We start from the raw sequence: 15066 nt of genomic DNA on the forward strand, positions 1-15066 counted from the left end.
TCTCTCCTTAATATTTATTTAGCAACAATGTTAACTAATTTTTGAGGTACTGCGATAATTTTTTTAATCTCTTTACCTTCGATACTCATTTTAACATTATCATTAGCCAAAGCTAAATCTTGCATTTCCTCTTTTGATAAATCTTTTGGAATATTTAATTTAGCACGGACTTTGCCATTAACCTGAACTACAATTTCAACTTCATCGTCAACAAGTAGACTTTCATCAAATGTAGGCCATGGTTGATAAGTTATAGTTTCATTATGACCTAGTTTACTCCATAATTCTTCACCAATATGAGGAGCAATTGGCGCTAACATTTTTACAAAACCTTCAATATAAGGTTTATAAATTTCATTAGCTTTATAACAATCGTTAATAAATACCATTAATTGACTGATTGCAGTATTAAAGCTAAGCGCATCGAAATCTTCAGTAACTTTTTTAACTGTTTGATTGTAAACTTTGTCTAATGATTTATCATTAGACTCTACAATCTTGTTATTTACTGAGCCATCTTCAGTAACGATAAGTCTCCATACACGATCAAGGAATCTTCTTGAACCATCTAAGCCGTTTTCACTCCATGCAATTGCTGCATCAAGTGGCCCCATAAACATTTCATATAAACGCAGTGTATCGGCACCATGAGATGATACGATATCATCAGGATTAATAACGTTTCCTTTTGATTTACTCATTTTTTCATTACCTTCACCGAGAATCATTCCTTGGTTATATAATTTTTGGAATGGTTCTTTTGTAGGAACTACACCTAAATCATAAAGTACTTTATGCCAGAATCTTGCATATAATAGATGAAGTACTGCGTGTTCTACCCCACCAATATATAAATCAACTGGTAGCCAGTGCTTTAATTTTTCAGGGTCAGCAATCATATTTTCATTATCTGGATCAATATAACGTAAGTAATACCAACAACTACCTGCCCACTGAGGCATTGTATTCGTTTCACGACGTCCTTTCATGCCTGTCTTTTCATCAATCACATTTACAAATTCATCAATATTAGCTAAAGGAGATTCTCCAGTGCCAGAAGGTTTAATTTCACTAGTTTCTGGTAGTAATAAAGGTAATTCTTCTTCAGGCACAGTTGTCATTGAACCGTCTTCCCAATGAATAATTGGAATTGGTTCACCCCAGTAACGCTGTCTGCTAAATAACCAATCGCGCAGTTTGTAGTTAACTTTTTTCTCACCAGCGCCTTTATCTTCTAATAACTCAATTGCTTTACTAATGGCAGCTTCATTTTCAAGACCATTGAGTTCACCTGAATTAACGTGCTCACCTTCACCAGTGTATGCTTCTAGTTGAACATCTCCGCCTTTGATGACTTCAATGATTGGTAAATCAAATTTCTTTGCAAATTCATGATCACGTTCATCATGTCCAGGAACCGCCATAACTGCACCAGTTCCATATGTTGATAGTACATAATCAGCAATCCAAATTGGTAATTTCTCACCAGAAAGAGGATTAATTGCATATGCACCTGTGAAAACGCCTGTTTTTCCTTTAGCTAAATCAGTACGTTCTAAATCTGATTTCTTAGAAGCTTCTTCTTGATAAGCTTTGACTTCTTCTTGTTTGTCTTCAGAAGTAATGCTATTAACAAGTGAATGTTCAGGACTTAATACTAAGAATGACGTACCAAAAATTGTATCAGGACGTGTTGTGAAGACATCAATTTTATTATCAGTGTCCTCAACATTAAAGGATACTTTCGCACCTTCAGAACGACCTATCCAATTACGTTGCATATCTTTAATTGATTCAGGCCAATCTAAGTCATCTAAATCTTCTAATAAACGATCTGCATATTCAGTAATTTTTAGTACCCATTGTTTCATTGGTTTACGATAAACTGGGTGTCCACCACGCTCTGAAACGCCATCAACGACTTCTTCGTTTGATAAAACTGTACCTAAAGCTGGGCACCAATTCACCGCAACCTCATCAACATATGCTAAACCTTTATTATAAAGTTGAATGAAAATCCATTGTGTCCATTTGTAATATTCTGGATCAGTGGTATTTACTTCTCGATCCCAATCATAACTAAAACCTAATTCTTGAATTTGACGTTTAAATGTTTGTACGTTTTTCTTAGTAAATTCACGAGGGTCATTTCCAGTATCTAACGCATATTGTTCAGCAGGTAGACCAAAGGCATCCCATCCCATAGGATGTAGCACATTATATCCTTGCATACGCTTATATCTTGAAACAATATCAGTAGCTGTGTATCCCTCAGGATGTCCTACGTGTAATCCTGCACCAGATGGATAAGGAAACATGTCTAACGCATAAAATTTCTTTTGACCTAAATTGTCACTTGTTTTAAATGTTTTATTGTCTGCCCAATAATCTTGCCATTTTTTTTCAATTTCCTTGTGATTGTAATTCAACACATTTCCTCCTATTTCATAAAAAAGACACCTCTACTATTGTGTGTATAAAGGGACGACAGTGTTGCCGCGTTACCACCCTTATTCGCTTATCAAGCGCACTTCATTAAAATAGTTAGAGATGTCTCATTAAATTCATTTAATTATTGGAAACGATTTAGTCCTTAACACTAGTTCTCACCACTACTAGTTCTCTGTAGAAAAGCCTCTAAATGCTTCTTTCTATTCATTTTTAATCTTATGTTATCAAACGTATTATTGCAAGTAGTTAGAGCTATTTCTTCCATATTATATTTATTTAGAAGCTTTTGATTTTCTTCTCTTACGTCTTCTAGGTATAGGGGTTTCATTTTTATCTTTAGGCAAACCTCTATCAAAGATGCTTAGGAAAATGAGTCCGAAGCAAAGTAATACTATCATTCCTACAAACATCATACTCATATTCATTGCATCTACGAGTACACCACCAATAAACGGTCCAAAGGCTTTACCAACTGTAGAAGCAGAGTTTACAAAGCCTTGGTATTGACCCTGTTTACCTTCAGGTGCAAGTTTATTGGCAATAGTAGGAACTGCAGGCCATACAAACATTTCACCAAATGTAAGAATAACCATACCTACAACGAAAATAGCAAAGTGATGCGCAAAACTTGTAACAAGGAAAGAACTCATAAAGATTAAAATACCAACGAACATTTGATGTTTTAAGTTCCCTCTTAAAATTACAATAATTGGTCGAATAAGTGGTTGTGCTACTAAAATCATAATACCGTTTATTGTCCAAAGCACACTATATTGAGACATAGAGATATTGATTGATTGAGTAAAGGATGCAATTGTTGTTTCCCATTGAATATAGGCGATCCAACAAATAGCAAACATCGCACATACCAACATCATTGCTGTAAAACGTTTTCTATTTTCTTTACTTTTTAAATCAACTGCATCTTGATGCTTAACTTTAGCATGAATTTCCAAATTAAATTGTGTAATTGCAACAAGAGCAAATAAAACATACATAACTAAATTAGCTAGAAAAATAAAATTAAAGCTAAATTCAGCAACAAATCCTCCAAGTGCTGCGCCCAATGCAACACCTATATTTTGTGCTAAATAAATGGCATTAAATGTTTGTCGTCCCCCATTTGGCCATACTGCTCCGGCCATAGCATAAATTGCTGGGACAATCATACCGCCACCAAAACCTAATAACACGAGCCAAATTGCATACCATGGCCAACCATGAAATAGATTTAACAGCGTAGTACTGCACAAACATGTAATAGTACCTATAAGTATGGTTTTATAACCACCAAGTTTATCAAATAAGGTGCCCCCTAGTAAGTTACCAACAACCATGCCAAATGAATTAATCATTAAGACAATACCAGCAATTGTAAGACTTTTATGAAGTTCTTCCTTCATATAAATAGTGTTTAAAGGCCACAAAAAACTGGCGCCAGTGATATTTAAGGCCATGCCAATAACTAGCCACCAAACTGATTTAGGTATATTCATATCTTGAGTCCCTCTCTTTATGTTTTTCTCAATCTACAATAGACACTATAACACTAAAATATGTTAAAATCTGTACTTAGAACTAAAATAGAAAGGAAAATGTATTATGGGTAATTTTTTCCCGTATGCTTTTGAAAATAAACGATATCACACATGGAATTATCATTTAAAAAATAAATTTGGACGAAAAATATTTAAAGTTGCTTTAGACGGTGGATTTGACTGCCCTAATAGAGATGGTACTGTCGCACATGGAGGTTGTACTTTTTGCTCAGCTGCAGGAAGTGGTGACTTTGCTGGTAACAGAGCTGATCCCATTGAAGTACAATTCCAACAGATTAAAGAAAGAATGCATGAAAAATGGAGCGAAGGACAATACATTGCTTACTTCCAAGCCTTCACTAACACGCATGCGCCTGTAGAAGTGCTGAAAGAAAAATATGAACCAGTACTTAAAGAAGAAGGTGTTGTCGGTTTATCCATAGCCACACGTCCTGACTGTTTACCTGATGACGTAGTAGAATACTTAGCTGAGCTTAATGAACGAACTTATCTTTGGGTTGAGTTAGGCTTACAAACTGTTCATCAAACTACTTCTGATTTAATTAACCGTGCACATGACATGCAAACGTATTATGAAGGCGTAGCGAAATTACGTAAACATAACATTAATGTATGTACTCACATCATCAATGGTTTACCAGGCGAAGATTACGATATGATGATGGAGACTGCTAAAGAAGTTGCGCAAATGGATGTTCAAGGCATTAAAATTCACTTACTTCATTTATTAAAAGGAACACCAATGGTAAAACAATATGAAAAAGGCATGTTAGAATTCATGAGTCAAGAAGACTATACAAATTTAGTATGTGATCAACTTGAGGTCATTCCTCCTGAAATGATTGTTCATCGTATTACGGGTGATGGCCCTATCGATTTAATGGTTGGACCAATGTGGAGTGTAAATAAATGGGAAGTCCTAAATGAAATTGATAATGAATTAGAACGTAGAGGCTCTTATCAAGGGAAAAAATTTGAGCAGAAGGTTAAATCATGAAAATCGAGCGTATTCTCCCCTTCTCAAAGTCATTGATTGATAGTCATGTTTGTGAGAGTAGTATCGTCATTGATGCTACTTGTGGAAATGGTAATGATACGCTATATCTTGCTGAAAAAGTCACTAATGGGTTTGTTTATGGATTTGATATTCAGAAAGAAGCGATAGATAATACTCAACTCAAAGTAAGTGATTTTAACAATGTTTCTTTAATTCAAGACAGTCATGAAAATGTAAAACAACACGTCTTAGAAAGACACCTAAATCTCATTGATTGCGCGATATTCAATTTAGGTTATTTACCCAAAGGTGATAAATCAATAGTTACTAAACCGGATTCAACTATTAAAGCTATTGAGGAAATATTTGATATGATGCGTGTCGAAGGTATTATTATTCTAGTTATTTATCATGGACATGATGAGGGTAAATTGGAGCGAGACGCACTTTTAAAATATCTTAAAGAACTTGATCAACAGAAAGCGCATGTTTTACAGTATCAATTTATTAATCAAAAAAATAATGCACCTTTCATATGTGCAATCGAAAAAAGAATATAAATATATAAAAGATCTTATTCTCACTTTTGAATTAAGCGTAGAATAAGATCTCTTTTAATAATAAAATATAAGACTAGTTAAACAGCTAAAATTGATTTTAAACTATTTTGCATTGGTTCTGATTTACTTCTAATTGATTGTCCAATAAAGTTAAGTAAATCTTCTTTTTGGGAATTGAGTTTCTCATTATAATGAATAATTACAGTTCGTTCATCATCTTGAGGTCTTTCTTTATAAATCCATTCAAGATTAACCAAGTTGTTGTACGTTCTTGTACGTTTATATGGCTTAATGTGAACGAATTTATCCATTTGTTTAAGAGTCATTGAACCTTCTTCCCAAAGTGTAAGTAAAATTAAAACTTCTTCTTTAGACATTTTATACTCTTTTTTGATTGTATCAAAAATCGAGTTAATGTCAGAAAGTAATGCCTCTAATTGCAAAATTCCATGTACTCTCTCTTTTTCACTTTTAGTCAAAATTAACATCTCCCAAATAAAATAACTGTTAATATTTTTCTAAGTTAACCGGTTCTCCCTTAATAATTAAAACCGGTTAAATTAAAAAAATATCTAATTTTCCCTATTATTTAATTGAATGTGTTAATTTAAAATCAAATTTAGTGCCTTTGATTAGAACTAGACTAGAAGCATTAGTACATATAATAAAACATCCCAAATAATAATATAATTTCAGTTCAACTTCTAGTCTCAATACATATTAAAATTATATTATTTATACAAACAAAATATATCAAGTTCCTAATTAAAATGCAATGTTTTTGTTAAATATCTCTATTAAAATTGTAAATTGTTTTTAGTTACAATAAAATGATATTTTGAATTAAACATTCTAATAAAAAGAGCTTACATTACGCAAGCTCTTTCTTAACCTAAATATCTTCTATTTCTTCCTCTTTAACCACAAACCCCATAGTGTTAACACTATTATTTAAAAAAGTAAGAACATATCTCATAACTTGATCTCTCTCGGGTTCATTATGAATTTCATGATATAAACCATTCCAAGCCTTAAAGTACAATTCATTACTAGCTAATTTATCTTTAAGTTCTATGATAGCATCAGTTTCTAAAATTTTATCTTCAGTTCCATACATGATAAGCGCTGGTAATGGTTTAATATCTTTAATATGATCCATTGTCTCTTTCATTTTTTCAACGATTAAGTTATACCAACGATACGTTACTTTCTTCAACATGAGACCATCATTATCTGTTTCGTCAATAATTTCATCATTTCGAGTTAAATCTTGTGAAGAGATGCCCACTTTGAACCTAGTATCCTTGGACATCTTACCTAAATTAGAGATAATTTTATTCTTTCGACCTTTACCAGTTTTTCTAAGTTCTAGCATAGGAGACAATAGCATTACACCTTCAATAGGTAATTCAGCCTTTTCTAAGAGATTTAAGACAATTAAACCACCTAAACCAACACCTAAAACAAAGGTAGGAATTTTATATTCATTGGCTATTTTGATCCATTCTAATAAATTTTCATGATATGTATTAAAGTCATCGATTTGACCTTTATTTGCTCGTGAGGTTTGTCCCTGTCCAGGCAAGTCTCCCATAATAACATGATAACCATTTCTTCGTAACATGGTAATAACGTATGCATATCGTCCAGTATGTTCTAAAATATTATGAGCAATGACCACGACGCCTTTTGCGTCATTTTCTGTTTCCCACTTCCACATTCTAAGACTGCCCCTTTTTATTTATTCTTTAATAGTACAATTATATCAAAACAAACATATTTATTACCATTTTTAGCATAACTTTCACTTAAAATTAATGTAATTGTAGATATTACCACCTTGAATATAAAGTATAAAACTACTCTATTAGTGTTTTAATGCGTTATGTAAACGCTTTCTCAAACATTAGTTTCGTGATACACTATTTTTAAACATTAATGTATCAATGTATTGGAGGTATTACATATGTCACTTTTCCGAGATTTTTTTATCGCATTATCTAATAATACTTATTTAAATGAAACTGCTAAAAAGGTTGGCCCTAGAATGGGGGCTAATAAAGTAGTAGCTGGAAATACTATTCCTCAACTAATTGAAAAAATTCAATATCTAAATGAATATAGAATTGCGGTCACTGTTGACTGTTTAGGCGAATTTGTTGAAACTAAAGAAGAAAGTTTACATGCAAAACAACAAATTTTAGAAATTATTGAAGCAATTCAATATTTTAATGTTGAGGCACACATGTCAGTTAAAATCAGCCAATTAGGCAGTGAATTTGATTTAGATCTTGCTTATGAGAATATGCGTGAAATACTTCTTAAAGCAGATGAGTGTGGCAAAATGCACATTAACATTGATACTGAGAAATATCATAGTTTACAACAGATACAACATGTACTTGATAAACTTAAAGGAGAATTTAAAAATGTCGGTACGGTAGTTCAAGCATACTTATATGAGGCTGAAGATTTAATTGATAAATACCCAGACTTACGATTGCGATTAGTTAAAGGTGCTTATAAAGAAGATGAAACTATCGCTTATCAAACCAAAGAAGACATTGATTCCAATTATATTAAAATTATAGAGAAAAGACTTTTAAACGCACGTAATTATACATCAATTGCGACTCATGATGATCAAATCATTAGTCATGTTAAACAATTTATGAAGAAAAATCACATTGAAAAAGATCAAATGGAATTTCAAATGTTATACGGCTTTCGTTCTGATCTTGCTCAATCCATTGCCAATGAAGGCTATCATTTTACAGTTTATGTTCCTTTTGGAGATGATTGGTTCGCTTACTTCATGAGAAGATTAGCTGAAAGACCTCAGAACCTGTCACTTGCATTTAAAGAATTTTCAAACCCTAAAGCACTTAAAAGGATAGCCCTCTACGGCAGCGTGGCCACAGGCTTAGCCTCTACCCTAGCCATAGCAACCAAACTACTCAAGAGGTAACAAACCAAACGACACGGAGAAGTAAACTACGCACCATTATCACTTCTCCGTGTCGCTTTGCTTTGTCTATATTTGTTTGATTAGGTTAGCCATTTCAATTGCGCTTACTGCTGCTTCAGAACCTTTGTTCCCTGCTTTTGTACCCGCTCTCTCAACAGCTTGTTCAATACTTTCGGTTGTTAAAATACCAAAAATAACTGGTACCTCTGATACTTCATTTGCCTTAGAAACACCTTTTGCAACTTCATTACAAACGTAATCATAATGAGAAGTAGCCCCTCTAATAACACATCCAAGTGTAATTACTGCGTCATAGTCACCTTTTCGAGCTAATTTCTTAGCAACTAATGGAATTTCAAAAGCACCCGGTACATATGCAACATCAATTTGTTCTTCTTCGACCTCATGACGAATTAATGTATCTTTCGCACCTTCTAATAAACGACCTGTAATAAAATCATTAAATCTGCTTACTACAATTGCAACTTTTAAATTTTTACCTACTAATTTACCTTCAAAATTCATATTTTATGTCCTCCTTAATGTGTTTACATACTCAATTCACAATTAAATTAAGTGACCCATTTTCGACTTTTTCGTCTCCATATATTTATGATTATATGCAGTCTCAGGAACAATTAATTCAATTCTATCTTCAATGTTAATACCATATTCTTTTAATCCTTCAAATTTTTTAGGATTATTACTTAATAAGTTAACTTTTTCAACGTTAAAATATTTTAAAATTTGAGCAGCTATATTATAGTCTCTTAAATCTTCATCAAATCCTAAAGCGAGGTTTGCAGTTACGGTATCATAACCTTTTTCAATCAATTCATAAGCTCGTAATTTATTCATCAATCCTATACCTCGTCCTTCTTGTGGTAGATATATAATCATACCACCGTGTTCATCGATGTATTTCATTGATGCTTCAAGTTGAGCACCACAATCACATCTTTGACTGTGGAATATATCACCAGTTAGACATGAAGAGTGTATACGAACATTTTCATTTGAACGAATTGATCCTTTAGCAATCACTACAATTTCTTCATCACTTAAGTCAGTTGTAAAACCGTACATATCAAATTTTCCATAATCTGTCGGCATATTAACTTTAGCATTTAACTTCACATGTGACTCAGATTGCTTACGATATTCAATTAAACTTTCAATCGTAATCATTTTTAAGTTATGGCGTTCCTTGAAACTTTGTAAGTCTTCACCTCTAGCCATTGTTCCATCATCATTCATAATTTCACATATCACACCTGCTGGTTTAGCTCCAGTTAATTTTGCTAAGTCTACAGCCGCTTCTGTGTGACCATTACGTTCTAGTACACCATTATCTTTAGCAATTAATGGGAATAAATGACCAGGGCGATTGAAGTCTTCGGCATTAGCATGATGATCTATAAGTGCTCTTGCTGTCATTGTTCTCTCATAGGCACTAATACCTGTAGTCGTATTTTTATGATCTACACTCACGGTGAAATGTGTACCATAAGCATCAGTATTATGCGGTTCCATAGCATTTAGCTCTAACCTTTTAGCAATTGAAGTATCTAAAGGTGCACATATGAGACCACGTCCTTCTTTTGCCATAAAATTAATCGTATCGTCAGCCATCCATTCAGTAACTGCGATAAGGTCACCTTCATTTTCTCTGTCTTCATCGTCTACTACAATGATACTTTCACCTTTTCGCAAAGCTTCTATAGCTAACTCAACTGTATCAAATTGCATATAAATTCCTCCTAAAAACCAAATGCACGCAATTTATCTTCTGTTAGTTTAGATTTTTGATGATTCATGATATTTTCCACATATTTAAAAAGTACATCTGTTTCTAAGTGAACTGCATCGCCCACTTTTTTATCTGATAAAATTGTAGACTTACGCGTCTCTGGAATAAGATGAATATCAAATGTGGTTTCATGAAGATCAAAGACTGTTAAACTTACGCCATCAACAGTGATAGAACCTTGTTGTACCATTTGATTTAAAACATTTTTTGAAGTTTTGATTGAAATTATTTTTGAGTTAGCTGATTCATTAACTTTAGAAATCGTTCCAAGTTCATCAACATGTCCAAGAACAAAATGTCCACCGAATCTGCCATTACCACTCATCGCTCTCTCAAGATTTACTTCAGCCTGACGTTGTAAATCGGCTAGGTAGGTCTTATTTTCAGTACCTTTAATCACTTGGACTGAGAAAGCTGTATCATTAAAATCAATCACCGTTAAACATGCGCCGTTTACACTTATAGAATCACCGATATGCATATCTTCAAGAATGCGATTCGCTTTAATTTCTAAAGTTCTCACTGATTTCTCAGAACGCACTTGTTGAACGATACCAATTTCTTCAACGATACCTGTAAACATAGGCATTCACTTCTTTCGTAGTTTCAATTTTAAATTTTGATTAATTAACTTGGAATAAACAATTTCAAATTGAGTTGCTTCAGGTAAATCAATGACTTGATCAGTTTTGTAAAATTGATGTTTACCTGAACCACCTATTAATTTCGGGGCTAAATAAAGAATGAGTTCATCTAAATGATGAGATTGGAGAAATTGTGAAGTAACATTTGGACCTGCCTCGACTAGCAGTTTTCCAATACCTCTTTGATATAAATCTTTTAATATAGCTGTACTATCGCATTTTTCTAAACAAATAATTTCTATATGTTTATCATTACTTTGATTTTTTAAATTTTCATTTTCAGTATAAATCCAAATAGGTGAAGCAGTATCTGCAAATAGCTGTTGCTCAAAATCAATTTGTCCTGACTTTGATAGAATAACTCTAATTGGATGCTTACCATCCTGAACTCTAGTCGTATACAATGGATCATCAGCGTCTATCGTTTTTCTACCTGTTAATACAGCATCATGCTCGTGACGCAACTTATAAACATCTTCTTTAACTTCTTTATTAGTTATCCATTTACTCTCATCAGAATCAGTGGCTTGTTTGCCATCTAAACTTGATGAAACTTTAACAGTTAACTCTGGAATGCTATTTCTTTTAGCAGTAAAGAAGTCTTTATAAAGTTCAGCGGCATTCTCATTAAATTGAAATTCAACTTCAATACCAGCTTCTTTAAGTATTTCATCACCCTTAGAAGCTAAGGTAGTGTCTTTTACCGCATAGATAACCTTACGAATACCAAATTCAATAATTTTATTTACGCAAGGTGGTGTAGAACCATGATGAGTACAAGGTTCTAAAGAAACGTATATAGTTGCATCTTTAGCATTTTCTCCCGCCATATCTAATGCTTGTACTTCTGCGTGTTTATCACCCTTTTTCAAATGGGCGCCTAGACCGACAATTCTACCATCTTTAACCACTACAGAACCAACCGGCGGATTTATACCAGTTTGACCATCAACCATTTGAGCAAGTTGAATGGCATAATTCATAAATCGACTCAATTTATCACCTCAACAAAATAAAAAAACCTTACACCAATTTAATTAGGCATAAGGAGATTGATAATATATCTTTAAATAAGCATATTTGTTTACTATAAGACATAGTCCTACAAATTTGCTTGTCGAGTAATTATATTCTTTCTCCCATCCAGACTTTCACTGTCGGCTCTAGATTCTCACTAGATCAGCCACCAATATTATTAAATATTAGCAGGTCGCAGGCTTAATTTACTGCCGGTTGGGAATTACACCCTGCCCCGAAAGAATTATATGAAATTGTTATTGGTTAATTGAGTGATGTAGTTAATAACTACAAATAAAATCTTACTATAATTGATTTCAAAACTCAATTTAATAGCATCAATCAAATTTTATTTATTAGTGGAATTTTATCCGTTAGTCGATAATTTACCTATTTTTTTCCATTTCTTTTTGCGTCAAATATAAGTGAGATACTGTATTCACTACTTGATCAACAATCATCTTCACACCATTACGTAATTTGTTAACACCATTTGTCATTTGACCAATGGCAATGACGTTCGTCAACGTACCATATCTTGGACTAATGACTTGATTGGTTTCAGGAATAATTTGAATGCCACCCATAGGATGTCTTTGTACAATTTGACGATTTTCAAGATTTAACATCAATTGATCATCTTCATCTAATTGTCCGAGGTGTGTTTTAGATCCTGTTGCATTAATCACTACATCAAATAATTCAGTTTCTTGATCTTCATTATTAAATTTTAAATAAAATTGATTATTGTCATGTTGAATATCTTCTAAATCTTTCTTTATTTCAAGATATCCTTCTTCAATTAACTGTATAAGTAACTTTGCAGTTCTAGGAGGCATAGGGTTTGAATTTAATTGAATCATTTTTGAGTATTTTTGATTAAATAATTCTTGATCTCTTAAACTTAAACTATTCCAAATCCAATCTAAATTCTCTTTCAAATGCTCAATGATACTTTGAAATACTCCCATTTCTGTTTCATTATTTAAATCAAATTGTAAATCTTTAATATGGTGACCAGTTCTTCTATTCACTAATCTTTGAAAATCAATTTCATAATCCTCACACTCTTTTAAAAACAAAGCAACTGCCTTATCTATAGGCACATTACCGTAATTATTTTCCTTAATTCCATTAAAATGATCTTTAGTTAAATGAGTAAATTGTATATCTATCATTTTACCTCTTACACTAGGTAAAGAGGCTGAACGACTTGTCATTGTTATCGGCAAATTAGGATGATGTGCAGCAACATATCTCACTGCATCTAAACTCGCTAACCCAGTACCTATAATAGCAATCCTATCTGAATCATCTACATGATCTAATGTATTATATGTTGGATATGGTGTTTGGATGTATCCTTTTTTACCTTTCAAATGATAAGGATCGTGATAACTAAACGTACCAAACGTTAAAAATAAATAATCATATTCTCGCCATTCTTTATCATCTTCACATGTACATACATAATACTTTAACTTTGTATCATCCACATTTGAGTTAGTAAAGATTTCCTGAACTTTATCATTAATAATTGTTAGATTCTCGTATTGTTGGTCGTATCGAGAAAGATGTGACTTCATATAATGTCCAAAAACAAACCTTGGTAAGTACTGTGGATTAGGAAAATCAAATTCGGTTTGTTGTTGATACCATTTCCAAAATTCTTCATCATCATCTAGATTTAAACTCATTTTTTTTGAGGGCATATTTATTAATAATTCACTACTGTCATTCTGAAATGGTACACCTTGCCCCATATTTTTTGCATCGTCGTACACATCCACTTTAAGTTTGGAAAAATCTTCATGTTTAACAAGTTGTCGTAAAACACTGACACCAGCTGTTCCCATACCGATTATTGCCACACGCATATTCATCATCCTTCTATTTATGTATTCAGTTATTATACCAATTAATGTGAAAGCTTAAAAAATATATACCTTATAAACATATCCTTTACTAATTACTTTTAATCTTATATAGATATGCTAAAATCATTTTGTCGAGGTGAAATAATGAAACTACTAACAAAAATATTAATTGTATTTATCATTCTGTTCACATGGTTATCCAGTAAAAATAAAGCAAAATAACTTAAATTAAACCCTCTATAAACTTTTGCACTACTCACAAAAAAAGCATCGCTATCGAGAAAATTCTCAAAATAGCGATGCTTTTTTTAAATTCTATTTTTGATGTTCTTTATCATCTTTGTATACATATAATTTAAAGTATTTACCTTCAGTCTTCATGTTCTTGTAGAAATCTGCAATAATGCTTGCATTACTTTCAGCCCATTTAATATCTGTTGCATATTGATGTTCACCAGGATTCTTAGGGTTCCATCTCATACTATACAGCGTGTCTTGATCTTCATGAGATAAGAAATGTTTGTGAATGAAATCAGCACCACCATATATAGCTTTCTGTGGAGTATCCCAACCATGTTTCTTAGCGTATTCTGCACCTGTTTTAACAGGATCACTGTCTAATGCACCTACACCATAAAAGTTATAATATTTTTTGCCGTCGATTTCTACACCTTTAGACAATTCACTTTTAGCTGAACCTGTCTCTAAAAGCGCATGAGAGATGAGATAAACTTCATTAACATGTTTAGCTTTAGCTGCATTTAAAAAGTCATCAGTATGTTCTAATAATACTGGTCTATCAAATAAAATACGTTTAATTCTGTTTTTATCTATACCTTGATATTTTGATAAATCTAAAAATTGATATTTTTGTTTATCATTATCAATGAATTCACTACTATCCATAGCTGTTTTAATTTCAGCATCTGATGCATCACGCCATGAATCATTATTTTTATTAGATACCTGTTGACTCGTATAGTTATGTATTTGTTTCTTTGCTGCTTTATCTAGAGTTTTATCGATTTTAATTACTTTCTTTTCTGACTTTACATGTTTAAAGAATATTTGATCAGAGATCATTGAAAAGAAAATAACAGCAGCAACAACAAATACTATTAGCAATCCTATAATAGCTAAGATAGAGCCCTTTTTGTGCTTAATCATAGTCACACCTCTTAGG

The 15066-nt window shown here is 32.6% G+C and carries 13 protein-coding genes and 1 riboswitch; of the genes, 3 read left to right on the top strand and 10 right to left on the bottom strand.

Annotation, left to right across the window (positions count from 1 at the left end; translation table 11 throughout):
* Positions 1 to 14 precede the first annotated feature (14 nt).
* Together leuS and AC3WQX_RS05905 are read right to left on the bottom strand one after the other, a co-directional pair.
* Entirely contained in the window at positions 15 to 2432 is a 2418-nt protein-coding gene (gene leuS / locus AC3WQX_RS05900) for a leucine--tRNA ligase (RefSeq protein ID WP_023350077.1), read from the bottom strand.
* Between the two features lie 291 nt (positions 2433 to 2723).
* A complete protein-coding gene (locus AC3WQX_RS05905; protein WP_002434677.1) occupies positions 2724 to 3947 on the bottom strand; it encodes an MDR family MFS transporter in 1224 nt (407 codons plus the stop codon).
* A gap of 106 nt (positions 3948 to 4053) precedes the next feature.
* On the opposite strand from AC3WQX_RS05905, the gene mnmL reads away from it, so the two are divergent.
* Complete coding sequence (gene mnmL, locus AC3WQX_RS05910; protein WP_002434687.1) at positions 4054 to 5007, top strand: tRNA modification radical SAM protein MnmL/YtqA; 954 nt, start codon at positions 4054 to 4056, stop codon at positions 5005 to 5007.
* Positions 5004 to 5567 (top strand): tRNA 5-(aminomethyl)-2-thiouridylate-methyltransferase MnmM, encoded by a 564-nt coding sequence (gene mnmM / locus AC3WQX_RS05915; RefSeq protein WP_002434676.1) that lies wholly within the window; start codon positions 5004 to 5006, stop codon positions 5565 to 5567. Before mnmL ends, mnmM begins: the two co-directional genes overlap by 4 nt.
* 77 nt (positions 5568 to 5644) lie before the next feature.
* Here mnmM and AC3WQX_RS05920 read toward each other — a convergent pair whose 3' ends face one another.
* Complete coding sequence (locus tag AC3WQX_RS05920) at positions 5645 to 6046, bottom strand: transcriptional regulator, SarA/Rot family (RefSeq protein ID WP_002434669.1); 402 nt, start codon at positions 6044 to 6046, stop codon at positions 5645 to 5647.
* A 413-nt stretch (positions 6047 to 6459) separates the two neighbouring features.
* The gene (locus AC3WQX_RS05925; RefSeq protein ID WP_002434756.1) at positions 6460 to 7287 is read right to left on the bottom strand and encodes an alpha/beta fold hydrolase; all 828 of its coding nucleotides are present in this window, start codon (positions 7285 to 7287) and stop codon (positions 6460 to 6462) included.
* A gap of 246 nt (positions 7288 to 7533) precedes the next feature.
* Between AC3WQX_RS05925 and AC3WQX_RS05930 the strand changes: the two genes are divergently transcribed.
* On the top strand, positions 7534 to 8535 hold the full coding sequence (locus AC3WQX_RS05930; protein ID WP_023350074.1) for a proline dehydrogenase family protein: 1002 nt from the start codon (positions 7534 to 7536) through the stop codon (positions 8533 to 8535).
* 66 nt (positions 8536 to 8601) lie between these two features.
* On the opposite strand, the gene ribH is transcribed toward AC3WQX_RS05930, so the two are convergent.
* The 6 genes from ribH to sagB form a co-directional block, all read right to left on the bottom strand.
* Positions 8602 to 9060 carry a 6,7-dimethyl-8-ribityllumazine synthase gene (gene ribH / locus AC3WQX_RS05935; protein ID WP_002434688.1) on the bottom strand — a complete coding sequence of 153 codons (459 nt, stop codon included), beginning with the start codon at positions 9058 to 9060 and terminating at the stop codon, positions 8602 to 8604.
* 42 nt (positions 9061 to 9102) lie between these two features.
* Positions 9103 to 10284 carry a bifunctional 3,4-dihydroxy-2-butanone-4-phosphate synthase/GTP cyclohydrolase II gene (locus AC3WQX_RS05940; protein ID WP_023350073.1) on the bottom strand — a complete coding sequence of 394 codons (1182 nt, stop codon included), beginning with the start codon at positions 10282 to 10284 and terminating at the stop codon, positions 9103 to 9105.
* Between the two features lie 11 nt (positions 10285 to 10295).
* Positions 10296 to 10928, bottom strand: a complete 633-nt coding sequence (ribE, locus tag AC3WQX_RS05945) for a riboflavin synthase (protein ID WP_030058685.1) — start codon at positions 10926 to 10928, stop codon at positions 10296 to 10298.
* A 6-nt stretch (positions 10929 to 10934) separates the two neighbouring features.
* A complete protein-coding gene (gene ribD, locus AC3WQX_RS05950) occupies positions 10935 to 11984 on the bottom strand; it encodes a bifunctional diaminohydroxyphosphoribosylaminopyrimidine deaminase/5-amino-6-(5-phosphoribosylamino)uracil reductase RibD (protein WP_002453491.1) in 1050 nt (349 codons plus the stop codon).
* A gap of 132 nt (positions 11985 to 12116) precedes the next feature.
* Positions 12117 to 12253: riboswitch (FMN riboswitch) on the bottom strand.
* 139 nt (positions 12254 to 12392) lie between these two features.
* Entirely contained in the window at positions 12393 to 13883 is a 1491-nt protein-coding gene (locus AC3WQX_RS05955) for an FAD/NAD(P)-binding protein (RefSeq protein ID WP_023350071.1), read from the bottom strand.
* A 315-nt stretch (positions 13884 to 14198) separates the two neighbouring features.
* Positions 14199 to 15050, bottom strand: a complete 852-nt coding sequence (gene sagB, locus AC3WQX_RS05960; RefSeq protein WP_002434844.1) for a peptidoglycan release complex glucosaminidase SagB — start codon at positions 15048 to 15050, stop codon at positions 14199 to 14201.
* Positions 15051 to 15066 lie beyond the last annotated feature (16 nt).

It is taken from the genome of Staphylococcus sp. FW104-15G4D (genome assembly GCF_058790135.1).